This is a genomic window from Caballeronia sp. SL2Y3 (genome assembly GCF_022879575.1).
Lineage (GTDB): Bacteria > Pseudomonadota > Gammaproteobacteria > Burkholderiales > Burkholderiaceae > Caballeronia.
In genome coordinates this window covers 1,232,495-1,255,850 of record NZ_CP084260.1, presented here as the reverse complement: position 1 = coordinate 1,255,850, position 23,356 = coordinate 1,232,495, and the positions used below count along the sequence as shown (strand labels likewise).

Sequence of the window (23,356 nt, the reverse complement as noted above, 5' to 3'; positions counted from 1 at the left end):
GACAGTCTTGCTGGAACGGGGCTATTCGCCGCCGTAGAAGCTCTGGACGCCGGCGAAGTTGTCGAACTTCGTATACTGGCCGTGGAACGTCAGGCGAACCGGCCCGATGGGACCATTACGCTGCTTGCCGATGATGATCTCCGCGGTGCCCTTGTCCGGACTGTCGGGGTTATACACCTCGTCGCGGTAGATGAAGAGGATCACGTCGGCGTCCTGCTCGATAGCGCCGGATTCGCGCAGGTCCGACATGATCGGCCGCTTGTTCGGACGCTGTTCGAGACCGCGATTGAGCTGCGACAGCGCGATCACCGGAACGTCGAGTTCCTTCGCGAGGCCCTTCAGCGAACGCGAGATTTCGGAGATCTCGGTCGCGCGGTTCTCGCCGCCGCCGGAGCCGGACATCAGCTGCAAATAGTCGACGATGATCAGCCCGAGCTTGCCGCACTGGCGCGACAGGCGCCGCGCCCGCGAGCGCAGTTCCATCGGATTGAGGCCACCGGTTTCGTCGATGAAAAGCTGCGCCTCGCTCATTTTCTGCACGGCATGCGTGAGCTTCGGCCAGTCTTCGTCGGTGAGGCGGCCCGTGCGCATGCGGTGCTGATCGAGCCGGCCGACCGAACCGAGCATACGCATGGTCAGTTGCGTGCCGGGCATTTCCATCGAAAACACGGCAACGGGCAAGCCGTACTCCACGGCCACGTATTCGCCGATGTTCATCGAGAACGCCGTCTTACCCATCGACGGGCGCCCCGCCACGATAATCAGTTCGCCGCCGTGCATGCCCGAGGTCATGCGGTCGAGATCGACAAAGCCGGTCGGCGTGCCGGTGACATCGCTCGGATTGGCCGTGTGGTAAAGCGTGTCGATGCGCTCGACGACCTGCGTCAGCAGCGGTCCGATTTCGAGGAAGCCTTGCGTGCCGCGCGCGCCGTCCTCGGCGATGGAGAACACGCGCGCTTCGGCTTCGTCCAGAATCTGGCGGACTTCCTTGCCTTGCGGATTGAACGCGTCGGCGGAGATTTCATCGGCCACGGACACGAGACGGCGCAGCACCGCGCGGTCGCGCACGATTTCCGCATAGCGGCGGATATTCGCCGCGCTCGGCGTGTTCTGCGCGAGCGCGTTCAGATACGCGAGGCCGCCCACTTCCTCGGCCTTGCCGGCCATCGTCAGCGATTCGTAGACGGTGATGACGTCGGCCGGCCGGGTCGCGGCGATCAGCTTGCCGATATGCTCGTAAATGATGCGATGGTCGTAGCGATAGAAGTCGCTCTGCGACATCACGTCGGCGATGCGGTCCCATGCCGCGTTATCCAGCAGCAAGCCGCCGATCACCGATTGCTCGGCTTCGATCGAGTGCGGCGGAACCTTCAGCGCGTCGAGTTGCGGATCTTTGGACGGTGCGTTCATGGGGTGGAATTATCGACGAAATCGGCCATGCGGTGTATTGATCGGACAAACAAAAAAGGCAGGAACCCGCGAAGGTTCCTGCCCTTTCTTACTGCTCGCGAAGCCGAAGCCTCGCGTGAAACTTAGGCGTGTTCGCCGAGCACCGACACCGTGACGTCGACCACGACGTCCGTGTGCAGCGCCACTTGAACCGGATGGTCGCCGACCATCTTCAGCGGGCCTTGGGGCAGACGCACTTGCGCCTTTTCCACTTCCGCGAAGCCTTGCGACTTCAGTGCTTCGGCGATGTCCGCGTTCGTGACCGAACCGAACAGACGGCCGTCGACGCCCGCCTTCTGCGAGATCTGAACCGTGAAGCCGTTCAGCTTGTCGCCTTGAGCTTGCGCTGCAGCCAGCTTTTCAGCGGCGTTCTTTTCGAGTTCGGCGCGGCGAACTTCGAATTCGGCGATCGCGTCCTTGGTCGCGCGGCGAGCCTTCTTGCCGGGGATCAGGAAGTTACGTGCGTAGCCGTCCTTAACCTTGACGATGTCGCCCAGGTTGCCCAGGTTGACGACCTTTTCCAAAAGAATGATTTGCATTTTTGGCTATTCCTTATGCGTCGTCTGATTAGGCCTTGTGCAGGTCGGTGTACGGCAGGAGCGCGAGGAAACGCGCGCGCTTGATTGCCGTGTCGAGCTGGCGCTGATAGTGCGCCTTCGTGCCAGTCAGACGAGCCGGCGTGATCTTGCCGTTTTCGCCGATGAAGTCCTTCAGCGTTTCCGTGTCCTTGTAGTCGATGTACTCGACGCCGGCTGCCGTGAAGCGGCAGAACTTCTTGCGCTTGAAGAGCGGGTTTTGTTGCTGACGACGCTTGTCGAATTTCTTACCAGTCGGGCGGGGCATGTTCAGTCCTTTCCAATGTCCTGCAATTCTGTGATGTGAAACACCAGGGTTCGGGAGTTACGGCCTTTTTTGGCCAGAAAGCCGGTGAAGCGCGTTTCGACGCCCATCGGACAGCTTTCCAGCCTGCCGCTCGCTTCTCCGGCGGCGACCGCGGGCAGTGTCAGTTCGATCTTCCGGGCGATGCCCGCTTCGACGACTTCCGCCGCGTGTTGCAACGTGCAGCTTGCGATCGGGATGCCGGCGGGCGTGTATCGCACCGGTTCGCGTTCCACGACGCTCGCTGTCAGTTGCAGCCGGTTCACGAGTGAGTTTCGGTTCCCTGGTGGCTTGACAGTGTTGAACTGTCCTTAAGCCTGCGCTTCGGACGGCTGGCTGGCCGCCTTCTTGGCTTCTTCGCGCTGCACTTCCTTCATCATCGGCGACGGGCCGGTTTCGGCCTTCTTCATCTTGACGATGAGGTGGCGCAGAACGGCGTCGTTGAACTTGAACGCGTGTTCGAGTTCTTCGAGCGTCGCCTGGTCGCATTCGATGTTCATGCAGACGTAGTGAGCCTTCGCGAGTTTCTCGATCATGTAGGCCAGTTGGCGGCGGCCCCAGTCCTCGATACGGTGGATCTGGCCACCGTGCGACGTGATCGTGCTCTTGTAACGCTCGATCATCGCGGGCACTTGCTCGCTTTGATCGGGATGCACGATAAAGACGATTTCGTAATGACGCATATTCACTCCTTTTGGCTACTTGTGGATTAAAGCCGCCCGGGCGTCGGACCGGTGCGGCAAGTGAGAAGCCAGCGAGTATATAACGTTTGGCCGCCGGAGGGCAAGCCAAACCGGAGTTTTCCGACTGACTTTCGCCGCTTTTTCAACCATTTAGCGCGCCCGCGCTCGCCTGCCCATGCGCTTCGTCAGGCGGCTCGGCCGCGCGGCTCCAATAACCGGGCTGCGCGTAGATTTCCTTGAGATAATCAATGAAGTAGCGCACGCGCGCCGGCACGTAACGTTGTTGCGGGTAGACGGCGAGGATGTCGTAGTCGGGCAATTCGTACTCGTCCAGCACGGTTTCGAGCTCGCCCGCCGCCAATTGGCGCTGAATTTCCCACGTCGAGCGCCAGCCGAGCCCGAGTCCCTCCGACACCCAACGATGCAGCAGTTCGCCGTCGTTGCAGTCGAGGTTGCCGCTCACGCGCACGGTCGCCAGCTTGCCATTGCGCCGGAAATACCAGCCGCGGTTCTGCCCGCCTTGCAGGTTGAACGCGAGGCAGTTGTGATTCGGCAGGTCGTCGAGCGATTTCGGCTTGCCGTGCTTGCGGAAATACGCGGGCGTGCCGCACACCACGCGCCGGTTGCTCGCCAGCTTCACCGCGACGAAGTTCGGATCGACCGCCCCGCCGATGCGAATCGACAGATCGTAGCCCTCGCGCACCAGATCCACGACGCGGTCGGTCAGATTGAACGACATCTGCAATTCGGGCTTGTCGGCAAGGAACGCCGGCGCGTGCGGCGCGACGTGCATGCGCCCGAACGCCGCCGGGGCCGACACGATCAGATGCCCGCCGACCGCGCGCCGCCCCGCCGCGAGTTCGTTCTCCGCCTGATCCCACTCGGCGAGCAGATTCTTGCAGCGGTCGAGAAACGCCGCGCCCTCCTCGCTGACGACGAGCCGCCGCGTCGAGCGGTACATCAGCTTGACGCCGAGACGCTTTTCGAGCGCGTCGATGCGCCGTCCGAGAATGACCGGCGACACGCCCTCTTCCAGCGCCGCCGCCGCGAGGCTGCCGGCTTCCGCGACGCGCACGAACGTCTCGATCTGCTTGAAGCGGTCCATTTTCCTGTCTCCTGTGCCCAGCCGCGCCGCTGCGTCATTCGAAACTTTTTGTTTGGGAAAAAGCGACTCTGACTGATCTTATCAAACCTTTTTCACAATCTTAAAGTGCAACGGAACCCTGCTTCGATGCAGACAGCGATAACGGAAAGAGACTGAAGGAAGGAGACATTCATGGCCAAGATGAGAGCCGTCGACGCAGCCGTCCTCGTGCTGGAAAAGGAAGGTATCGACACCGCGTTCGGCGTGCCGGGCGCCGCTATCAACCCGTTCTACTCGGCGATGAAAAAGTCGGGCAGCATGAGCCACGTGCTCGCGCGCCACGTCGAAGGCGCGTCGCACATGGCCGAAGGTTATACGCGCGCCGCGCCCGGCAACATCGGGGTATGCATCGGCACGTCGGGGCCGGCGGGCACGGACATGATCACCGGCCTCTACTCCGCTTCCGCCGACTCCATTCCGATTCTCGCGATCACCGGGCAGGCGCCGCGCGCGCGTCTCTACAAGGAAGACTTCCAGGCGGTCGATATCGAATCGATCGCCAAGCCCGTCACGAAGTGGGCCGTGACCGTGCGCGAGCCGGCGCTCGTGCCGCGCGTGTTTCAGCAGGCGTTTCATCTGATGCGCTCGGGCCGCCCCGGCCCGGTGCTGGTGGATCTGCCGATCGACGTGCAGCTCGCCGAAATCGAATTCGACATCGACACTTACGAGCCGCTTCCGGTCTACAAGCCGAAAGCGACGCGCGCGCAGATCGAAAAGGCGCTCGCGATGCTCAACGACGCCGAGAAGCCGCTCATCGTCTCCGGCGGCGGCGTGCTGAACGCGGCGGCCGAAGACCTGCTCGTGCAATTCGCCGAAACGCTGGGCGTGCCCGTCATCCCGACGCTGATGTCGTGGGGCGCGATTGCCGACGATCACCCGCTGATGGCCGGCATGGTCGGCTTGCAGACGTCGCATCGCTACGGCAACGCGACGATGCTCGCGTCGGACTTCGTGCTCGGCATCGGCAATCGCTGGGCGAATCGGCATACGGGCAGCGTCGAGGTCTACACCAAGGGCCGCAAGTTCGTTCACGTCGATATCGAGCCGACGCAAATCGGCCGCGTGTTCGGACCGGACCTCGGCATCGTCTCGGATGCGAAGGCGGCGCTCGAACTCTTCGTCGAAGTGGCGAAGGAATGGAAGGCCGCAGGCAAGCTGAAGGACCGTAGCGCATGGGTCGCGGACTGCCAGCAGCGCAAGCGCACGATGCAGCGCAAGACGCACTTCGACAACGTGCCGATGAAACCCCAGCGCGTCTACGAAGAGATGAACCTGGCGTTCGATCGCGACACGTGCTTCGTGACGACGATCGGTCTTTCGCAGATCGCCGGTGCGCAGTTTCTGCATGTGTTCAAGGCGCGCAACTGGATCAACTGCGGTCAGGCCGGCCCGCTCGGCTGGACGATTCCCGCTGCGCTCGGCGTGCGCGCGGCGGACCCGCAGCGCAAGATCGTCGCGCTCTCGGGCGACTACGACTTCCAGTTCATGATCGAAGAGCTTGCGGTGGGCGCGCAGTTCAAGCTGCCGTACGTGCATGTCGTCGTGAACAACTCGTACCTCGGTCTCATTCGTCAGGCGCAGCGCGGCTTCGACATGGACTACTGCGTGCAGCTCGCGTTCGACAACATCAACGCGCCCGAACTGGAAGGCTACGGCGTGGATCACGTCGCGGTCGCCGAAGGCCTCGGCTGCAAGGCGCTGCGCGTGTTCAAGCCCGAGGACATCGCCGGTGCGCTGAAAGAGGCGCAGGCGCTCGCGGCGGAACATCAGGTGCCGGTCGTCGTCGAGATGATTCTCGAACGCGTGACCAACATCGCGATGGGCACCGAGATCGACGCCATCAACGAGTTCGAAGAACTCGCCGAGAGCCGCGCCGACGCGCCGACCGCCGTCACGCCGCTCGACTGAAGCATCAACCGACGACCCACTGACCGACCATCAGGAAAAGAACAATGCCGAAATTCGCCGCGAATCTGACGATGCTCTTCAACGAAGTCCCGTTCCTCGACCGCTTTGCCGCGGCGGCGAACGCGGGCTTCGAGGCAGTCGAATTCCTGTTTCCGTATCCGTATTCGATCAGCGATCTCAAAGCGCGCGTAGAGGACAGCGGCTTGCAGATCGTCCTGCACAACCTGCCTGCCGGTAACTGGGAAGCAGGCGAGCGCGGGATCGCGTGTCTGCCGGATCGCGTCGCCGAGTTTCGCGACGGCGTGCCGCGCGCAATCGAATACGCGCGTGCGCTCAACGTACCGCAACTGAACTGCCTCGTCGGCATTCCGACAGCGGGCGTCTCGGCGCAGCAGGCGCGCGAAACGATCATCGAGAACCTTCGTTTCGCCGCCGATGCGCTGAAGCAGGAAGGCATCCGTCTGCTCGTCGAGCCGTGCAATTCATACGACATTCCGGGCTTCGCGCTGAACCGTTCGCACGAAGGGCTCGACGTGATTCGCGCGGTCGGCTCCGACAATCTCTTTCTGCAATACGACATCTATCACATGCAGCGCATGGAAGGCGAGCTGGCCGCGACGATCAGGAAGAACCTGCCGTCGATCGCGCACATCCAGCTTGCCGACAACCCCGGCCGCAACGAACCCGGCACCGGCGAAATCAACTACGCGTTTCTGTTCGATCTGCTCGATTCGATCGGCTACGACGGCTGGATCGGCTGCGAGTACAAGCCGCTCGCGGGCACGGAAGCCGGGCTTGGCTGGCTGCGCTCGATTGCAACGGACAAGGCGCGCGCCGCTGCCTGAACCACGACACAAAGGAGGAGCACACAGTATGGCAACGATCGGTTTCATCGGCCTCGGCATCATGGGCGCGCATATGGCGCGCAACCTCATCAAGGGCGGTCACGCGCTCGTCGTGAACGGCAAGTATCCGGTGCCCGACGATATCCGCGCGCAAACGAAAGTCGTCGCGGACTCGACGGCCGTCGCGCAGGCAAGCGAGATCGTCATCACGATGGTGCCCGACACGCCCGATGTCGCCAACGTCTTGTTCGCCGATGACGGAGTGGCCAAGGGCTTGAGCCACGGCAAGCTCGTGATCGACATGAGCTCGATCAACCCGCTCGACACGCAGGAGTTCGCCAGGAAGATCAACGCGCTCGGCTGCGATTACCTCGATGCGCCCGTGTCCGGCGGCGAAGTCGGCGCGCGCGAAGCGACGCTCACGATCATGGTGGGCGGCCCGGAGAAGTCGTTCAACGTCGCGAAGCCGCTCTTCGAACTGATGGGCAAGAACATCTCGCTCATCGGCGACAACGGCGCGGGACAGACGTGCAAGGTGGCCAACCAGATCATCGTCGCGCTGAACATCGAAGCGGTCGCGGAGGCATTGCTTTTCGCATCGCGCTCCGGCGCCGATCCGGAACGCGTGCGCAAGGCGCTGATGGGCGGGTTCGCGTCGTCGCGCATTCTCGAAGTGCACGGCGAGCGCATGACGAAGCGCACGTTCAATCCCGGCTTCAGGATCGAGTTGCATCAGAAGGACCTGAACCTCGCGCTCGACGGCGCGCGCAAGATGGGCCTCGCGCTGCCTCACACGGCGAGCGCACAGCAGTTGTTCAGCGTGTGCGCAGCCAATGGCGGCAAAGCGTGGGATCACTCGGCGCTCGTGCGCGCGCTCGAGATCATGTCGAACTTCCAGGTGGCGGAAGAACCGCAGCAAGCGAAGGCGGCTGCCTAAGCTCGCCTGAACCGTGGGGCGTCCCGCGTATGGGCACGCGGGACAAATGCCGCTCTGGGCTGAGGGCGGCAAGTGGGGTCCGAGAGCGGCACTCGGCGGCGCGCCGGGTTAGCCTTGGTCGGTCAGACGGTTTGCCGTCGGGTGTCCGCGTCGGATTCGCGTTCAGTAGGTATCGAAGAGGCGTTGCAGCGCCGCGGCGTCTTTCACGCCGGCCGATAGCGCCAGCATCAACAGCACACGCGCCTTGTATGGATTCAGCGTTCCCGCGCTGACCGTGCCGAGCGCCTCGTCGCTGGCTGCGCCGTTGCGCATCACGTGTCCCGAGCCGACGCGCGATGCCCGCACGACCGCGACGCCCGCCTTCACCGCATCGCTCACGGCTTCTGTGATGCTCTCGTGCATCGAACCATTGCCCGTCCCCCCGACGACGATTCCCTTCACTCCGGCCGCGACGAGCGCATCGACCGCGACGCGCGAAACGCCCGCATAACTCGCGACGATCTCGACCATCGGCCAGTTTTCGGCCACGGCGAATTCGCTTGCCGTCGTATGCGGCTTCGTCGCCGTACGCTGGAATTCCACGCGGCCGTCCTGCACAAAACCGAGCACGCCGGTTTCGGGCGAGCGAAAGGCATCGACGGCATAGGTGCTCGTCTTCGTCACGTCGCGGGCGCTGTGGATCTGGTTATTGAACGCGACAAGCACGCCCTGCCCTGCGGCATGCTTCGAAGCCGCGACCGTGACCGCGTTGAGCAAATTGAGCGGGCCATCGGCGGATAGCGCGGTCGATGGCCGCATCGCCGCGGTCAGCACGACAGGCTTCGTGGTCTTCACGGTCAAGTGCAGCAGATACGCCGTTTCTTCGAGCGTGTCCGTGCCATGCGTGATGACGATGCCGTCGATGTCGTCCTGCGCGGCGAGTTCGTTGATGCGCGCGGCGAGCGTCGTCCAGAGCGCCAAGCTCATGTCCTTGCTGTCGATGCTCGCGATCTGTTCGGCATGAATTCGCGCGACGGACGCGAGCGCAGGCACCGCATTGAGCAGCTTGTCGACGCCGACGACGCCCGCCTTATAACCGGCCGTGGACGCAGCATTGCCGGCCTGTCCGGCGATCGTGCCACCCGTTGCAAGGACGGCGATGCGAGGGGGAATGCGAGGGAGAGTCTGTGTGTTCATGCCGGCGATTGTAAATCAGCCGGCATGCGTGTTTCAGGCCGCTTCGCGCAGTTGTGCGGCGATCTGCGCTTCGTCGAGTTGCGGCGCGAACATTTCGATCAGCCGGTACGCATACGCGCGCAGGAACGCGCCCTTGCGCAAGCCCACGCGCGTGGTGCTCGCCTCGAACAAGTGCTGCGTATCGAGCGCGACGAGTTCGGTGTCGCGCTTGGCGTCATAGGCCATCGCCGCGACGATGCCGATGCCCATGCCCAGTTCCACATACGTCTTGATCACGTCCGCGTCGATGGCGGTGAGCACGATGTCCGGCATCGCGCCCGCGCTCGCGAACGCCTGGTCCACGTGTGAACGCCCCGTGAAATCCTGATCGTAGGTGACGATCGGATATTCGGCGATCTGCTCCAGCGTAATGTCTTTGCGCCCCACGAGCGGATGATCCTTCGGCACCACGACCGTGTGATGCCACGAATAGCACGGAAACGTGACGATGTCGGGATAGCGGTCCAGTGCCTCGGTCGAAATGCCGATATCCGCCTCGCCGTTCACGATCATCTGCGCGATCTGTTGCGGACTGCCCTGCCGCAGCGCCAGATGCACCTTGGGAAATACTTCGGTGAACTGACGGATCACTTTCGGCAGCGCGTAACGGGCCTGCGTGTGCGTCGTGGCGACCACGAGATGCCCGTTGTCCTGATCTGCGAACTGGCGCGCCACGCGCCGCAGGTTCTCCGCATCGAGCAACATGCGCTCGATCAGCTGATGCACCTGCTTGCCCGGTTCGGTCAGCCCCGTAAGCCGCTTGCCCCGCCGGATGAAGATATCGACGCCCAGTTCGTCTTCGAGATCCTTGATCTGCTTGGACACGCCCGACTGCGACGTGTACAGCACGTTCGCTACTTCCGTCAGATTCATGTTCTGACGCACGGCCTCGCGCACGAAGCGCAGTTGCTGGAAGTTCATGGTTCGCCTCTCTTGTCTTGCTGCCGTTTTATGGATGTCTCATTGCGCCGGAAAGACGCGCAGCGCGCGCGGCACGGCGCGCACGCCATCGCCGATATCGAGCTTCAGCGCGCGCCATGCTTCCCGATCCAGTTCCGCTTCGAGCACGCCGCCTGCGTCGCCTTCGAGTTCGACACGCACCGAGCCGCCGAGCGTCACCACGCGCCGCACGCCGACCACGATACCGTCGCGATGCGCGAGACCCGCCGCATCGTCGGCGCGGTACAGCGCGAGGTCGTGCGGCCGCACATAAGCGAGCGCGCGGCCGCTGAAGTGCGCCTGTGCGGCGATGGCTTGCGCCGCGCCATCCGCGACGAAGCCGCCCGCATCGACATGACCTTGAAGGCGGTTCGCCGCGCCGAGGAATTCATACACGAACGACGTTTGCGGATGATCGTACACATCCTGCGGGCTGCCGACCTGCTCGACGCGGCCATGATTCATCACGACGATGCGATCCGCCACTTCGAGGGCCTCTTCCTGATCGTGCGTGACGAAGAGCGTGGAGATATGCAGATCGTCGTGCAGGCGGCGCAGCCAGCTTCGCAGTTCCTTGCGCACTTTCGCATCGAGCGCGCCGAACGGCTCGTCGAGCAACAGCACTTTCGGTTCGACAGCGAGTGCCCGTGCAAGCGCGATACGTTGCCGCTGCCCGCCCGAAAGCTCCGAAGGAAACCGCTGCGCGAGCCAGTCCAGTTGCACGAGCTTGAGCAATTCGTGCACTTTCTCGCGGATCACGGCTTCCGACGGACGCTCGCGGCGCGGCTTCACGCGCAGACCGAACGCCACGTTTTCGAACACCGTCATGTGCCGGAACAGCGCGTAATGCTGGAAGACGAAGCCCACTTGCCGGTCGCGCGCGCCCACTTGCGCGACGTCTTCGCCATTAAGCAGGACCTGACCGGCATCGGCATATTCGAGGCCTGCGATCACGCGCAGCAGCGTGGTCTTGCCGCATCCGGACGGTCCGAGCAGCGCGACGAGTTCGCCCGCGGGAAAGTCGAGCGTGACGTTGTCGAGCGCGGTGAAATCGCCGAAGCGCTTTTGCAGATTGCGAACGATGATGCTCATGATGTGTCCTTTGCCTTAGTTCTTGGCGCCTGCATCGGCGAGCGATTGCGACATGCGGCGTTCCGCGACGAGCTTGAGTCCGAGCGTCACGAGCGCGAGCAACGCGAGCAGCGAGGCGACGGCGAACGCGGCCGAGAAGTTGTATTCGTTATAGAGGATCTCGACGTGCAGCGGCATGGTGTCGGTCTGTCCGCGAATGTGGCCCGATACCACCGATACCGCGCCGAATTCGCCCATTGCGCGTGCATTGCAGAGAATCACGCCATACAGCAGGCCCCACTTCACGTTCGGCAGCGTGACGCGGCGAAAAATCTGCCAACCCGAAGCGCCCAGCACATGCGCGGCTTCTTCCTCGTCGTTGCCTTGCGCCTGCATCAGCGGAATCAGTTCGCGCGCGACGAACGGAAACGTCACGAAGATCGTCGCGAGCACGATGCCCGGCACCGCGAAGATGATCTGCACGTCGTGCGCCGCGAGCCACGGACCAAACCAGCCTTGCGCGCCGAACATCAGCACGTAAATGAGGCCGGAAATCACGGGCGAAACCGAGAACGGCAAGTCGATGAGCGTGGTCAAGAGCGCCTTGCCGCGAAAGTCGAACTTCGCGATCGCCCACGATGCCGCGAGTCCGAACACGACGTTGAGCGGCACGGCAATCGCCGCCGTCGTCAACGTGAGCTTGATGGCGGACCACGCGTCCGGGTCTTTCAGCGACTCGAAGTAATAGTCGATGCCCTTCGCGAACGCTTGCGCGAACACCGCGACGAGCGGCACCACGAGAAAGAGCGCGAGGAACAGGAGCGCGATGCCGGTGAGCAGCCAGCGCACCGCGCGCGGTTCGGTGACGGGATCGAGCGTGCGCGCATCGCGCGGCGCAGCGGTGTTCATCGCGATGGCTTTCGTGTCGGATGTGCTCATGCGTGGCTCCCTTGCGCCGATACCGCGTGCGCAGGAACAGCGCCCGTGCGGCTCGTGCGCCGTTGCAGGAACCATTGCAGCGTGTTGATGAGGAGCAGCATCAGGAACGACACGCACAGCATGACGACGGCGAGCGCAGTGGCGCCCGCATAGTCATACTGTTCGAGCTTCGTGATGATGAGAAGCGACGTGATTTCCGACTTCATCGGCACGTTGCCCGCGATGAAAATCACCGAGCCGTATTCGCCGAGCGCGCGCGCGAATGCCAGCGCAAAGCCGGTAAGAAGCGCCGGAAAGAGCGACGGCAGCACGACGCGGCGAAACGTCAGCCAGCGCGTCGCGCCGAGGCACGCGGCGGCTTCTTCCTGCTCGCGCTCGAAGTCTTCGAGCACCGGCTGCACCGTGCGCACGACGAACGGCAAGCCGATGAACGTCAGCGCCACCAGCACGCCGAGCGGCGTGAACGCGACCTTCACACCGAGCGGCGCGAGATACTGCCCGATCCAGCCGTTGCCCGCATACACGGCCGCGAGCGAGATGCCCGCCACAGAAGTCGGCAACGCGAACGGCAAATCGACGATGGCGTCCACGATGCGCTTCATCGGAAAGGTATAGCGCACGAGCACCCACGCGACGAGAAAGCCGAACACCGCGTTGATGAGCGCGCCGCCGAGCGCCGCGCTGAAAGTTAGCCGATACGACGCCAGCACGCGCGGCGATGTCACCGCGCGGACGAACTGCGCCCAGTCGAGCGTCGCCGTCTTCGCGAACGTGGCGGCGAGCGGTATCAACACCACGAGGCTCAGATACGCGAGCGTGATGCCGAGCGTCAGGCCGAAGCCTGGCAGCGCGCTCGGCTTGCGCAAAGTGAAAGTCGTCATCCTTGCTTTGGTCCTGTTCCAGTGCGCCGGGGAGCGCGTGTCATCGAATGCTTGTGTGACCGGCGGCGTCATGGCGCGCCGCTTCGGTTTGCTTACGTTTTGCGCTTATTGCGGCGCTTATTGCGGCTCTTACTGCGGCTCTTATTGCGGTTGATAGATCGAGTCGAACACGCCGCCATCGGCGAAATGCGTCTTCTGCGCCTTGGTCCAGCCGCCGAACGTGTCGTCGATGGTGTAGAGCTTGATCTTCGGGAACTGCTTCGTGAGGTCGGCCGGCACCTTGTCCGAGCGCGGACGATAGAAGTTGCGCGCGGCGATCTGCTGACCTTCGTCGCTGTACAGATACTTCAGATACGCCTCGGCGAGCTTGCGCGTGCCGTGCTTGTCGACGACCTTGTCGACCACCGCGACCGGCGGCTCGGCCAGAATGCTCACTGAAGGCACCACGATCTCGAACTTGTCCGGACCGAACTCCTTCAGCGACAGAAACGCCTCGTTTTCCCACGCGATCAGCACGTCGCCCTGACCGCGTTGCACGAAGCTCGTCGTGGCGCCGCGCGCGCCGGAGTCGAGCACGCCCGCGTTCTTGTACAGCTTCGCGACGAAGTCCTTCGCGGTTTGTTCGTTGCCGCCGGGCTTGTGCTGCGCGTAGGCCCACGCGGCGAGATAGTTCCAGCGCGCCCCGCCCGATGTTTTCGGGTTCGGCGTGACGATGGAGACGCCCGGCTTCGTGAGGTCGTCCCAGTCCTTGATGTGCTTCGGGTTGCCCTTGCGCACGAGGAATACGATCGTCGACGTGTACGGCGAGGCGTTATCCGGCAGCCGCTTCTGCCAGTCGGCGGCCACGAGTCCCTTGCCCGCGAGCGCGTCGATGTCGTAGGCGAGCGCGAGCGTCACGACGTCCGCCTGCAGGCCGTCGATGACCGCGCGCGCCTGTCCGCCGGAGCCGCCGTGCGACTGCTTGAACGTGACGGTCTCGCCGGTTTCGGCCTTCCACTTCTTGGCGAATGCCTGATTGAAGTCCTGATACAGCTCGCGTGTCGGGTCGTACGACACGTTCAAAAACGACGTCTGCGCGTGTGCTTGCGTGCTCGTCGCGACAATCGCGCCGATGCCCGCCGCCGTCAGCGCGAGCGCGGTCAACGCTTTGCGTGCTTTGGTCCCCAATCCCGCTTTCGTGCTTTGCATTCCCCGTTCTCCGTCTTATCCAATTGACGGAATCAGTCTATCGGCGGGCCTATATGAACAGAAATAATCGTTTTTCAGTCTTTTATATCCAAACCTGCTAAAGCCTGAGGAGCGCGCTCGTGTGGGGTCGCACGTCGGCCCGTGTTGCGGTTTCGCGCGGAACTTAAAGTAATGCTTGAAAAGCGCGGAATACTGTATAAAAATACAGTCATCTGTTGATCCATACAGTGCACGAGAGGCCCGAGCCAGTGACCAGAACCTCAAAACTTACCGCGCGTCAGCAGCAGGTCTTCGAACTGCTCCAGCGCGCAATCGAGCGCACAGGTTTCCCGCCGACGCGCGCGGAGATTGCGGCGGAGCTCGGCTTTAGCTCCGCGAACTCTGCGGAAGAGCATCTGCGGGCACTGGCGCGCAAGGGCGTCATCGAACTGGCGGCGGGTTCGTCGCGCGGCATCCGGCTGATTGGCGACGCAGGCCGTTCAGAAGACGTTCCGCACCAGTTCACCTTGCCGCACGCGAGCATCATGCAGCTCTCGCTGCCGCTCGTGGGCCGCGTGGCGGCGGGCAGTCCCATCCTCGCGCAGGAGCATATTTCGCAGCATTACGCGTGCGATCCCGCGCTGTTCTCGAGCAAGCCCGACTACCTGCTGAAAGTGCGCGGCTTGTCGATGCGCGACGCCGGCATCCTGGACGGCGACCTGCTCGCCGTTCAAAAACGCACCGAGGCGAAGGACGGACAAATCGTCGTTGCGCGGCTCGGCGACGACGTCACGGTGAAGCGTTGGAAGCGCCGCCCGGACGGCGTCGAGCTCATCGCGGAGAACCCGGACTACGAGAACATTTTCGTGCGGTCCGGCAGCGGAGACTTCGCGCTGGAAGGCATTGCAGTGGGCCTGATCCGCTCGGGCGAGTTCTAGTCAGCGGCGGCAGCGCGCTTTCAAGCGTCGCTGTGCGCCTTTTCACGCCACGCACGACGCGGCGCGTTTCGATTACATCAAGCACGGACGGCAGCCGCTCGCGGCACGCCGGGGTGCGTCCTATCGTCTGGAGAGTCATGATGGAACGTTTTGCCCGTTTGCTGCCCTTTCGCCAGTTCGGCCGTCTGCGTCATCTGCGTGCGTTGATTCCTTGCGGCGCCGCAGCGCCTTCGCGGGCCAAGGCTGCGCCGGATCTCTTCGACTCCATGCCCGCGCTGCCGTCTCGCCAGCCAGCGTTCGCGCGCGTGTCGCTGACGCAGACGGTCCACGCGGAGCCGCCGCGGAGTGCTCCCGTACGCGTCTATCGAAGCGAGTCGCGGCTGATCCTGGTCGGCAAGATCAGCGAAGTGTCGCGCATGATCGACCGCTGCATCGACGAGGAGCGCGCCGGTCTCACGGGCGGAACGGTGGCGTGAACTGGCGGCGGGTCGGGGAATTTGTCGTGCGTCGGCGTGGTCCATTCTGCATTGACCTTTGCTGAAGGCTTCGCCGTCGCATGTCCCGCGCCGCTCGTTTCGTTGTCGCCACGCTCGCCGCCGTATTGCTCGTCGCGGCGCTCGGCTTCGTCTACGCGTCGCCGTATATCGTGCTGGACCGCGTCAAGCGCGCAGCCGACGCGCGAGACGCCCAAACGGTCAACGAATACGTCGATTTCCCGGCGTTGCGCGCGAGCTTGAAGGACCAGATCGCCGCGCTGCTCACGCGGCGCATCGATGTGCAGAAGAGCGGCAACCCGCTCGCCATCATCGGCGCGATGATCGGCGCGGCGCTGGTCGGCCCGCTCGTGGATTCGTATGCGACGCCGGACGGAGTCGCCGCCATCCTGAACGGCATACCGCCGCGCGGCAATCCCGGCGAACGTCCGCCTGCGGCGGGCCAGGCCGATGCCAATGCGTCCGCGCCTGCAAGCGCTTCCGTGAGTGCGTCCGAGCCGGCTCCGCAACCGCCGCAGACGACGGCCGGCTATCGCGGCATCAACACGTTCGTCGTGACGTACCAGCACGGCGCAGGCGATGCCCGTTATTCCGCCATCTTTCACCGCAGCGGCCTCGTGTCCTGGAAGCTCGTCGCCGTCGACCTCAACGGCTGACGCGCCTTCTCCAACCATCCACGCTCACGCGCCCGCTTCGGCCTTCGCCGGCTTCGCGGCATACGCAGCGGCATCTTCCGCTTCCGCCGATTCGCCTGCCTGACAGACGGCAACCAGAATGCTGCACGACACGCGATCGAGCAAAGGCGTGTTCCCCGCGCCCATCCACCAACGTGCCAGCCCGCTCCGGCAGCGGTGCCCGACGACGACGAGATCGACCTTTAGGCTGTCGGCCAGCGCGGCGATTTCGTCGATCGGATGGCCGAACGCGAAATGCCCCTGCGCTGACAAGCCGCGCTCGCGCAGCCACTCGACGCCTTCCTGCAGAATATCGCGCGCCGCTTCTTCGAAGCGCCCGCAGGCCATATCGGTCAGCAATCCGGCGCTCTGCGCAATGCTCGACCGCATGTCGACCACCGCGAGCACGTGCGTTTCCGCGTTGAGGTCGAGCGCGAGATTCGCGCCCTGTCGCAGCGCCTTGCGGCCCTCTCTGGAACCGTCGTAGCACAGCAGAATCTTTCTGTAGCTTGTCATGATGCCTCCCTGCCGCATCGCGGATTGACTGCGGCGTAACTTCATGATCCTGTGCCGCGCCAGACGTGGCAACGATGGAAAACGCTAACTTCAGGCATGAGCGCGCCGAACACGCGCCACGTTGAGCGAAGACTAGCTGGCCGCGTGCCAGATTGCGTTAAAGCCCGTCGCACAAGGCTCCGCGGCTTCCGGCATGCTCGCACGATTCGCCCGGCGCACCGCTTCTGCCCGCGCAAGCGCCGCGCCGGTGCGTTCGATTACACTAGCTCGCTGAACTTTCCCCGGCAGGAAACGCATGACACAGCGCACCACGCGCGAGCACGCCCCCGAATCGGCCGGCGCGCCCGCCATCGAATTCAGCGAAGTCATCAAAAGCTACGGCGCGAAGAACGTCGTCGACGGCCTGTCGTTCGACGTGCGCCCCGGCGAATGCTTCGGCTTGCTCGGTCCCAACGGCGCGGGCAAGACGACGACGCTCAGGATGCTGCTCGGCATGACGTCGCCCGATCACGGAAACATTCGGCTCGTCGGCGAACCGGTGCCGTCGCGCGCTCGTTTCGCCCGCGAACGCGTCGGCGTCGTGCCGCAGTTCGACAATCTCGATCCCGACTTCAGCGTACGCGAGAACCTCGTCGTCTTCGGCCGCTACTACGGCATCGCGGGCGCGCGCATGGACGCGCTCGTGCCGTCGCTGCTCGAATTCGCGCGGCTCGAAAATAAGGCCGATGCGCGCGTCGGCGAATTGTCCGGCGGCATGAAGCGGCGGCTGACCCTGGCGCGCGCGCTCGTCAACGATCCCGACGTGCTGATCATGGACGAACCGACGACCGGTCTCGACCCGCAGGCGCGCCATTTGATCTGGGAGCGTCTGCGCTCGCTGCTCGCGCGCGGCAAGACCATGCTGCTCACGACGCATTTCATGGAAGAAGCCGAGCGCCTGTGCGACCGCGTCTGCGTGATCGAGGAAGGCCGGAAGATTGCCGAAGGCCGTCCGCGCGACCTGATCGCATCGGTGATCGGCTCGGACGTGATCGAGATTTACGGCCCGGACCCGCAGGCGCTGGCCGCCGAACTGCAACCGCTCGTCGAGCGCATGGAAGTGAGCGGCGAGACGCTCTTTTGCTACGTCGACGATCCGCAAGCCGTGCATGCGCGCGTCAAGGGGCGCGAGGGCGTGCGTTATCTGCATCGACCGGCGAATCTGGAAGACGTTTTCTTGCGGCTGACCGGCCGCGAAATGGTGGATTAATCGCGATGGAAACCTTCGATCAGCCGCGCGTCGCAAGCAAAAAGCCCAGCGAGACGCACCCGCGCGACGCCGCGCCGTTGACGAACGCGCTGCCCGCGAACGCCACGCACTGGATGTCGGTCTGGCGGCGCAATTATCTCGTCTGGAAGAAGCTCGCGGTCGCCTCGATGATCGGCAACCTCGCCGACCCGATGATCTATCTGTTCGGCCTCGGGCTCGGTCTCGGGCTGATGGTCGGCCACGTCGAGGGCGTGTCGTATATCGCGTTTCTCGCCGCGGGCACGGTGGCCTCCAGCGTGATGATGTCCGCGAGCTTCGAAGCGATGTACTCCGGCTTCTCCCGCATGCACGTGCAGCGCACGTGGGAAGCGATCATGCACACGCCGCTCACGCTCGGCGATATCGTGCTCGGCGAAGTGGTCTGGGCCGCGAGCAAGTCGGTGCTCTCGGGCGTCGCGATCATGCTGGTCGCGGGCGCGCTCGGCTACGCGAGTTTTCCGTCGATGCTGCTCGCGCTGCCGGTCATCGTGTTGACCGGGCTGGCCTTCGCGAGCACCGCGATGATCGTCACCGCCATCGCGCCGAGCTACGACTTCTTCATGTTCTATCAGACGCTCGCGCTCACGCCGATGCTCCTGCTCTCCGGCGTCTTCTTTCCGGTCGCGCAACTGCCCGCGCTCGCGCAGCATGTGACGCAGGCGCTGCCGCTCGTGCACGCCGTCGAACTGATTCGGCCCGCGATGCTCGGCCGCCCGCTCGACGGTTTCGCGCTGCACGCGGGCGTGCTGGCCGCTTATGCCGTGCTGCCGTTCTTCGTCTGTGCGTGGCTGTTCCGGCGTCGCATGATGAAATGAAAAACGGCGATGGACCGTCGCGGTTCATCGCCGTCTAACCCGACACTCAGCGCGTCACTTCGCCGGAAACTCCTTGTGGCCGCCGAAGCCGAAGCGCATTGCGGATAGCATCCGCTCGGGGAACAGATCGGCGTCGCGCGAGCGGAAGCGCGTGTACAGCGCCGCCGAGAGCACTTGCGCGGGCACGGCTTCCTCGATGGCCGCCTCGATCGTCCAGCGCCCTTCGCCGCTGTCCGCCACGATGGTCGAGAAGTGTTCGAGCCCGCCGTCGCTCGCGAGCGCGCCCGCCGTCAGATCCAGCAGCCACGACGACACGACGCTGCCGCGCCGCCACACTTCCGCGATATCCGCGAGGTCGAGCGAATAGCGCTCGTTCTCCGGAAGGTCCGTCGATTCCTTGTGCTTCAGAATGTGGAAGCCTTCCGCATACGCCTGCATCAACCCGTACTCGATGCCGTTGTGCACCATCTTCACGAAATGCCCCGACCCGACCGGCCCGCAATACATGTAGCCGTTCTCGACGCGCGGATCGCGTCCTTCGCGGCCCGGCGTCGCGGGAATGTCGCCGCGTCCCGGCGCGAGCGTCGCGAAGATCGGATCGAGCCGGCTCACGACGGCCTCGTCGCCGCCGATCATCATGCAGTAGCCGCGCTCCAGTCCCCAGATGCCGCCCGAGGTGCCGACATCGACATAATGCACGCCCTGCTCCCTGAACTGCGCGGCGCGGCGAATGTCGTCCTTGTAGAAGCTGTTGCCGCCGTCGATCACCACATCGTCCGCTTGCAGGATTTTGTGCAGATCCGAAAGCGTGTCTTCGGTGATCTTGCCGGCAGGCAGCATCAGCCAGATGACGCGCGGCGCGGCGAGCTTCGCCACGAGTTCGCCCAGATCCTTCGCGCCGGTCGCGCCTTCGCTCGCGAGCGCGTCGGTGGCTTGCGGATTGTGGTCGTACACGACGCATTCGTGTCCGTCGCGCATCAGGCGGCGGCCGATGTTGCCGCCCATGCGCCCTAGCCCTACGATGCCGATCTGCATGTCGATCACTCCCCGGCCGATTTGACGCGCTCGATCTGCTTCTTCGCCGCTTCGTAGACGCCTTCGAGCGTGAAGCCGAACTTCGTCTTCAGCGCCTTCAGCGGCGCCGACGCGCCGAACGTGTGCATCACGATGGTCGCGCCGAAGCGCCCCACGTAGCGGTCCCAGCCGAGCGTCGCGGCCTGTTCGACGGCCACGCGCGCATGCACATCGGGCGGCAGCACCGAGTCCTTGTATTCGTCGTCCTGCTTTTCGAAGATGTCCCACGACGGCATGGACACGACGCGCGCCGCGATTCCCTCGCTCGTGAGCTTCTCCCATGCCTCGACGCACAGCGAGACTTCGCTGCCGGTCGCGAGCAGCAGCACTTCCGGCTTCTTGCCGCCTTCGGCATCCGCGAGCACGTAGGCTCCGCGCCGCACGCCTTCAGCCGATCCGAACTTGGTGCGGTCGAACGTCGGCAGCGGCTGGCGCGTGACGACGATGCACGACGGCTCCTTCGAGAACGACAGCGCCACGCGCCACGCCTCGCTCACTTCGTTTGCATCGGCCGGACGCAGCGTGCAGAGTCCCGGCACGCCGCGCAGCGAAGCCAGCTGCTCGATCGGCTGATGCGTCGGACCGTCCTCGCCCACGCCGATGGAATCGTGCGTGAACACGTAGATCACCGGCACTTCCATGATCGCGGAGAGGCGGATGGGCGGCTTCATGTAGTCGCTGAAAATCAGGAACGTGGACGCGAACGGCCGCATGTTCGAGAGCGCGAGCCCGTTGGCGACCGAGCCCATGCCGTGCTCGCGAATGCCGAAGTGCAGATTGCGCCCGGCGTAGTTGTCATGCTCGAAACTGCCTGCGCCTTCGAACTTGAGATTCGTCTTGGTCGATGGCGCGAGGTCCGCCGCGCCGCCGATCATCCACGGAATGCGCTTCGCGATGGCGTTGAGCACCTTGCCCGACGATTCGCGCGTCGCCATGCCCTTCGCGTCCGCCTCGAACGTGGGGATGTCGGCGTCCCAGTCGTCGGGCAGCTTGGATTCGAGCATCTGCCAGAGCTGTTTCGCCAGATCCGGGTCCTGCTTCTCGTAATCGTCGAAGCGCTGCTTCCACTCGGCATGCGCCGCCTTGCCGCGCGCGCCCATGCCTTCGGCGAAGTGCTGCATGACGCCGTCGGGCACGAGGAACTGCGCGTCTTCCGGCCAGCCGTAGAACTTCTTCGCGAGCTTGATTTCCTCGTCGCCGAGCGCCTCGCCGTGCGCCGCCGCCGTGTCCTGCTTGTTCGGCGCGCCCCAGCCGATGATGCTCTTCACGACGATCAGCGTCGGCTTGTCGGTCGACGCCTTGGCTTCCTTGAGCGCGGCTTCGAGCGCGTTGGCGTCGTTGGCGTCGTCGACGTGCAGCGTGTTCCAGTTGTAGCCGCGAAAGCGCGATTCCACGTCGTCGCTGTATGCGAGGTCGGTGTGGCCTTCGATCGTGACGCGGTTGCTGTCGTAGATCCAGATGAGGTTGGACAGCTTCAGATGCCCGGCGATCGATGCGGCCTCGTGCGAGATGCCTTCCATCATGTCGCCGTCGCCGCATAGCGCGTAGACGCGGTAATCGAAGAGCGGCGCGCCCGACTTGTTGAAGTGCGCTTCCTTCCAGCGCGCGGCCATCGCCATGCCGACGCTGTTGCCCAAGCCCTGGCCGAGGGGCCCGGTCGTGGTCTCGACGCCGGTGGTCATGCGAAATTCAGGGTGGCCGGGCGTCTTGCTGTCGAGCTGGCGGAACTGCTTGATATCGTCGAGCGACACGGCCGGCTTGCCGGTCGGCTTGCCGCTTTCGTCCACTTCCTTGACGCCCGCGAGGTGCAGCAGCGAATACAGCAGCATCGACGCGTGCCCGACCGACAGCACGAAGCGGTCGCGGTTCGGCCAGAGCGGCGCGTCGGGGTCGTAGCGCAGATGGTATTGCCAGAGATGGAACGCGACGGGGGCGAGCGCCATCGGCGTGCCGGGGTGGCCGGAATTGGCCTTTTGCACGGCGTCCATCGACAGCGTGCGGATCGTGTCGATCGTGAGGCGATCCAGATCTTGGGACTGCGGCGTTGCTTGAGACATGAGCGACGACTCCTTTCGCGAAGAGCGCGCTGAGGCACGACGGGCGCCTCAGCGGCAACCAGGACCATCGAGCAAGCGCAGTGCCTTGCTACAGGCACCGCGCCCGGGTGTGAGCGGCCGCGCGCAGCCGTTTCATGCTGGCGCGGCGGCTTTCGGCAGGACGCGAACGCGCGGTGTTCGAATGCGCGTTCGGTGTTTCAGCCGGGCGACGCGATGCAACGAAGGCGCATCGCCCGGATAGTGCATGCGGCTTCTGAGCCGCGAAAGCGCTTGAACATCAATGCTGACACATTCGCGGCGCGGCGGCCCGAATCATGGCTATGAGTCATGGCGCGACTCATGGCCATGAATCACGGCGCGGGATTCGGCTGGCGCTCGTGCAGCGCCTCGATCTCGGCCAGAATGTCATCGGACAGTTCAATGTCCACGCTCGCGATATTTTCCTTCAACTGCGCCATCGACGTCGCGCCGATGAGCGTACTCGTCGTGAAAGGCCGCGTGTTGACGAACGCGAGCGCGAGCTGCGTCGGGCTCAGACCGTGGCGCTTCGCCAGTTCGACGTAAGACGACGTCGCGGCGACCGCTTGCGGCTTGCTGTAACGCTGGAAGCGCTCAAAGAGCGTGATGCGCGCGCCCGCCGGACGCGCTCCGCCCTCGTACTTGCCCGAGAGCCAGCCGAACGCGAGCGGCGAGTACGCGAGCAGACCGATGCCTTCCTTGTGCGTGAATTCGGACAAGCCCAGTTCGTAGGTACGATTCACGAGGCTGTACGGATTCTGAATGCTGACGATGCGCGGCAGCCCGGCCTTCTCCGCTGCGCGCAGGAATTGCGACACGCCCCACGGCGTTTCGTTCGACACGCCGACATAGCGAATCTTTCCTGCCTTGACGAGATCGCCGAGCGCGGCGAGCGTTTCCTCGATCGGCACCGTGTATTCGTCGTCGATGTACGGATACGCCGAACGGCCGAAGGTCATCGTGCTGCGGTCCGGCCAGTGCAGCTGATACAGGTCGACGTAATCCGTCTGCAGGCGCTTGAGGCTGCTGTCGATCGCCTCGTTGATGTTCTTGCGGTCGAACTGGTTGCCCGCGCCGCGAATGTGACGCGGGTTGTGCGGCTGGCGCGCGGGCCCGGCGATCTTGGTCGCGAGCACGATATCGCCGCGTTTGCCCGCGTTCTTCGCGAGCCACGTGCCGATGTATTCCTCGGTGCGGCCCTGCGTTTCGGGGCGCGGCGGGACCGGGTACATTTCGGCGGCGTCGATCAGGTTCACGCCTTGCGCAAGCGCATAGTCGATTTGCTCGTGCGCCTCGCTCTCGGTGTTCTGCTCGCCCCAGGTCATGGTGCCGAGCCCGATGAGGCTCACGTCGACGCCCGAATCGCCCAGTTTCCGATACTTCATCGCTCAGTTCCTTTTTGTTGACGCCTGCTGGCGCGGTTCC

General features: G+C 64.1%; 24 protein-coding genes. 8 read left to right on the top strand and 16 right to left on the bottom strand.

All coding sequences use genetic code 11. The features are described 5' to 3' along the window. Nucleotides 1-21 precede the first annotated feature (21 nt). From LDZ26_RS05950 to LDZ26_RS05925, 6 genes are all read right to left on the bottom strand, one after another. Nucleotides 22-1,410 (bottom strand): replicative DNA helicase, encoded by a 1,389-nt coding sequence (locus tag LDZ26_RS05950; protein WP_175940241.1) that lies wholly within the window; start codon nucleotides 1,408-1,410, stop codon nucleotides 22-24. Between the two features lie 122 nt (nucleotides 1,411-1,532). Beyond that, nucleotides 1,533-1,988 carry a 50S ribosomal protein L9 gene (rplI, locus tag LDZ26_RS05945; RefSeq protein ID WP_175940240.1) on the bottom strand — a complete coding sequence of 152 codons (456 nt, stop codon included), beginning with the start codon at nucleotides 1,986-1,988 and terminating at the stop codon, nucleotides 1,533-1,535. 28 nt (nucleotides 1,989-2,016) lie between these two features. Continuing rightward, a complete protein-coding gene (gene rpsR / locus LDZ26_RS05940; protein ID WP_007000150.1) occupies nucleotides 2,017-2,292 on the bottom strand; it encodes a 30S ribosomal protein S18 in 276 nt (91 codons plus the stop codon). Nucleotides 2,293-2,294: 2 nt separating this feature from the next. Further along, a complete protein-coding gene (gene priB / locus LDZ26_RS05935) occupies nucleotides 2,295-2,594 on the bottom strand; it encodes a primosomal replication protein N (protein ID WP_159836079.1) in 300 nt (99 codons plus the stop codon). A 45-nt stretch (nucleotides 2,595-2,639) separates the two neighbouring features. Next, the gene (rpsF, locus tag LDZ26_RS05930) at nucleotides 2,640-3,011 is read right to left on the bottom strand and encodes a 30S ribosomal protein S6 (RefSeq protein WP_061117413.1); all 372 of its coding nucleotides are present in this window, start codon (nucleotides 3,009-3,011) and stop codon (nucleotides 2,640-2,642) included. A gap of 142 nt (nucleotides 3,012-3,153) precedes the next feature. Next, complete coding sequence (locus LDZ26_RS05925; protein WP_244848585.1) at nucleotides 3,154-4,116, bottom strand: LysR family transcriptional regulator; 963 nt, start codon at nucleotides 4,114-4,116, stop codon at nucleotides 3,154-3,156. A gap of 171 nt (nucleotides 4,117-4,287) precedes the next feature. On the opposite strand from LDZ26_RS05925, the gene gcl reads away from it, so the two are divergent. Genes gcl through LDZ26_RS05910 form a run of 3 tightly spaced genes read left to right on the top strand, consistent with a single transcriptional unit; the run spans nucleotide 4,288 to nucleotide 7,845 of the window. Continuing rightward, nucleotides 4,288-6,063: a glyoxylate carboligase gene (gene gcl, locus LDZ26_RS05920; protein WP_244848584.1), complete on the top strand. Its 1,776-nt coding sequence runs from the start codon at nucleotides 4,288-4,290 to the stop codon at nucleotides 6,061-6,063. 44 nt (nucleotides 6,064-6,107) lie between these two features. Then, nucleotides 6,108-6,908, top strand: a complete 801-nt coding sequence (gene hyi / locus LDZ26_RS05915; RefSeq protein WP_244848583.1) for a hydroxypyruvate isomerase — start codon at nucleotides 6,108-6,110, stop codon at nucleotides 6,906-6,908. A 28-nt stretch (nucleotides 6,909-6,936) separates the two neighbouring features. Further along, on the top strand, nucleotides 6,937-7,845 hold the full coding sequence (locus LDZ26_RS05910; protein WP_244848582.1) for a 2-hydroxy-3-oxopropionate reductase: 909 nt from the start codon (nucleotides 6,937-6,939) through the stop codon (nucleotides 7,843-7,845). Between the two features lie 162 nt (nucleotides 7,846-8,007). Here LDZ26_RS05910 and LDZ26_RS05905 read toward each other — a convergent pair whose 3' ends face one another. The 6 genes from LDZ26_RS05905 to LDZ26_RS05880 all read right to left on the bottom strand — a co-directional run bounded on the left by LDZ26_RS05905 (nucleotide 8,008) and on the right by LDZ26_RS05880 (nucleotide 14,078). Then, complete coding sequence (locus LDZ26_RS05905; RefSeq protein WP_244848581.1) at nucleotides 8,008-9,021, bottom strand: asparaginase; 1,014 nt, start codon at nucleotides 9,019-9,021, stop codon at nucleotides 8,008-8,010. 33 nt (nucleotides 9,022-9,054) lie between these two features. Next, complete coding sequence (locus LDZ26_RS05900; protein WP_175940234.1) at nucleotides 9,055-9,981, bottom strand: CysB family HTH-type transcriptional regulator; 927 nt, start codon at nucleotides 9,979-9,981, stop codon at nucleotides 9,055-9,057. Nucleotides 9,982-10,020: 39 nt separating this feature from the next. Next, entirely contained in the window at nucleotides 10,021-11,091 is a 1,071-nt protein-coding gene (locus LDZ26_RS05895) for a sulfate/molybdate ABC transporter ATP-binding protein (protein WP_244848580.1), read from the bottom strand. A 15-nt stretch (nucleotides 11,092-11,106) separates the two neighbouring features. Further along, a complete protein-coding gene (gene cysW, locus LDZ26_RS05890; protein WP_244848579.1) occupies nucleotides 11,107-12,009 on the bottom strand; it encodes a sulfate ABC transporter permease subunit CysW in 903 nt (300 codons plus the stop codon). Further along, entirely contained in the window at nucleotides 12,006-12,890 is an 885-nt protein-coding gene (cysT, locus tag LDZ26_RS05885) for a sulfate ABC transporter permease subunit CysT (protein ID WP_244848578.1), read from the bottom strand. Before cysT ends, cysW begins: the two co-directional genes overlap by 4 nt. A 141-nt stretch (nucleotides 12,891-13,031) precedes the next feature. Beyond that, on the bottom strand, nucleotides 13,032-14,078 hold the full coding sequence (locus LDZ26_RS05880; RefSeq protein WP_244848577.1) for a sulfate ABC transporter substrate-binding protein: 1,047 nt from the start codon (nucleotides 14,076-14,078) through the stop codon (nucleotides 13,032-13,034). Nucleotides 14,079-14,326: 248 nt separating this feature from the next. Here LDZ26_RS05880 and lexA point away from each other — a divergent pair, with 248 nt between their 5' ends. From lexA to LDZ26_RS05865, 3 genes are all read left to right on the top strand, one after another. Further along, nucleotides 14,327-14,995 carry a transcriptional repressor LexA gene (lexA, locus tag LDZ26_RS05875; protein WP_175940229.1) on the top strand — a complete coding sequence of 223 codons (669 nt, stop codon included), beginning with the start codon at nucleotides 14,327-14,329 and terminating at the stop codon, nucleotides 14,993-14,995. Nucleotides 14,996-15,135: 140 nt separating this feature from the next. Beyond that, nucleotides 15,136-15,471, top strand: coding sequence for a hypothetical protein (locus LDZ26_RS05870; RefSeq protein WP_244848994.1), 336 nt, complete (start codon nucleotides 15,136-15,138; stop codon nucleotides 15,469-15,471). Between the two features lie 80 nt (nucleotides 15,472-15,551). After that, nucleotides 15,552-16,145, top strand: coding sequence for a DUF2939 domain-containing protein (locus tag LDZ26_RS05865; protein ID WP_244848576.1), 594 nt, complete (start codon nucleotides 15,552-15,554; stop codon nucleotides 16,143-16,145). A 24-nt stretch (nucleotides 16,146-16,169) separates the two neighbouring features. Here the strand turns inward: LDZ26_RS05865 and LDZ26_RS05860 are convergent, their stop codons facing one another. Next, the gene (locus tag LDZ26_RS05860; protein WP_244848575.1) at nucleotides 16,170-16,679 is read right to left on the bottom strand and encodes a universal stress protein; all 510 of its coding nucleotides are present in this window, start codon (nucleotides 16,677-16,679) and stop codon (nucleotides 16,170-16,172) included. 295 nt (nucleotides 16,680-16,974) lie between these two features. On the opposite strand from LDZ26_RS05860, the gene nodI reads away from it, so the two are divergent. Beyond that, nucleotides 16,975-17,928, top strand: coding sequence for a nodulation factor ABC transporter ATP-binding protein NodI (gene nodI / locus LDZ26_RS05855; protein WP_244848574.1), 954 nt, complete (start codon nucleotides 16,975-16,977; stop codon nucleotides 17,926-17,928). Between the two features lie 5 nt (nucleotides 17,929-17,933). Further along, nucleotides 17,934-18,782, top strand: a complete 849-nt coding sequence (locus LDZ26_RS05850) for an ABC transporter permease (RefSeq protein WP_255774908.1) — start codon at nucleotides 17,934-17,936, stop codon at nucleotides 18,780-18,782. A 54-nt stretch (nucleotides 18,783-18,836) separates the two neighbouring features. Here the strand turns inward: LDZ26_RS05850 and gnd are convergent, their stop codons facing one another. The 3 genes from gnd to LDZ26_RS05835 all read right to left on the bottom strand — a co-directional run bounded on the left by gnd (nucleotide 18,837) and on the right by LDZ26_RS05835 (nucleotide 23,316). Further along, complete coding sequence (gene gnd, locus LDZ26_RS05845; RefSeq protein ID WP_244848990.1) at nucleotides 18,837-19,838, bottom strand: phosphogluconate dehydrogenase (NAD(+)-dependent, decarboxylating); 1,002 nt, start codon at nucleotides 19,836-19,838, stop codon at nucleotides 18,837-18,839. Beyond that, on the bottom strand, nucleotides 19,823-21,913 hold the full coding sequence (gene tkt, locus LDZ26_RS05840; RefSeq protein WP_244848573.1) for a transketolase: 2,091 nt from the start codon (nucleotides 21,911-21,913) through the stop codon (nucleotides 19,823-19,825). The genes gnd and tkt overlap by 16 nt, the downstream gene beginning before the upstream one ends. Before the next feature lie 350 nt (nucleotides 21,914-22,263). After that, complete coding sequence (locus tag LDZ26_RS05835) at nucleotides 22,264-23,316, bottom strand: NADP(H)-dependent aldo-keto reductase (protein ID WP_244848572.1); 1,053 nt, start codon at nucleotides 23,314-23,316, stop codon at nucleotides 22,264-22,266. Nucleotides 23,317-23,356: the final 40 nt, after the last annotated feature.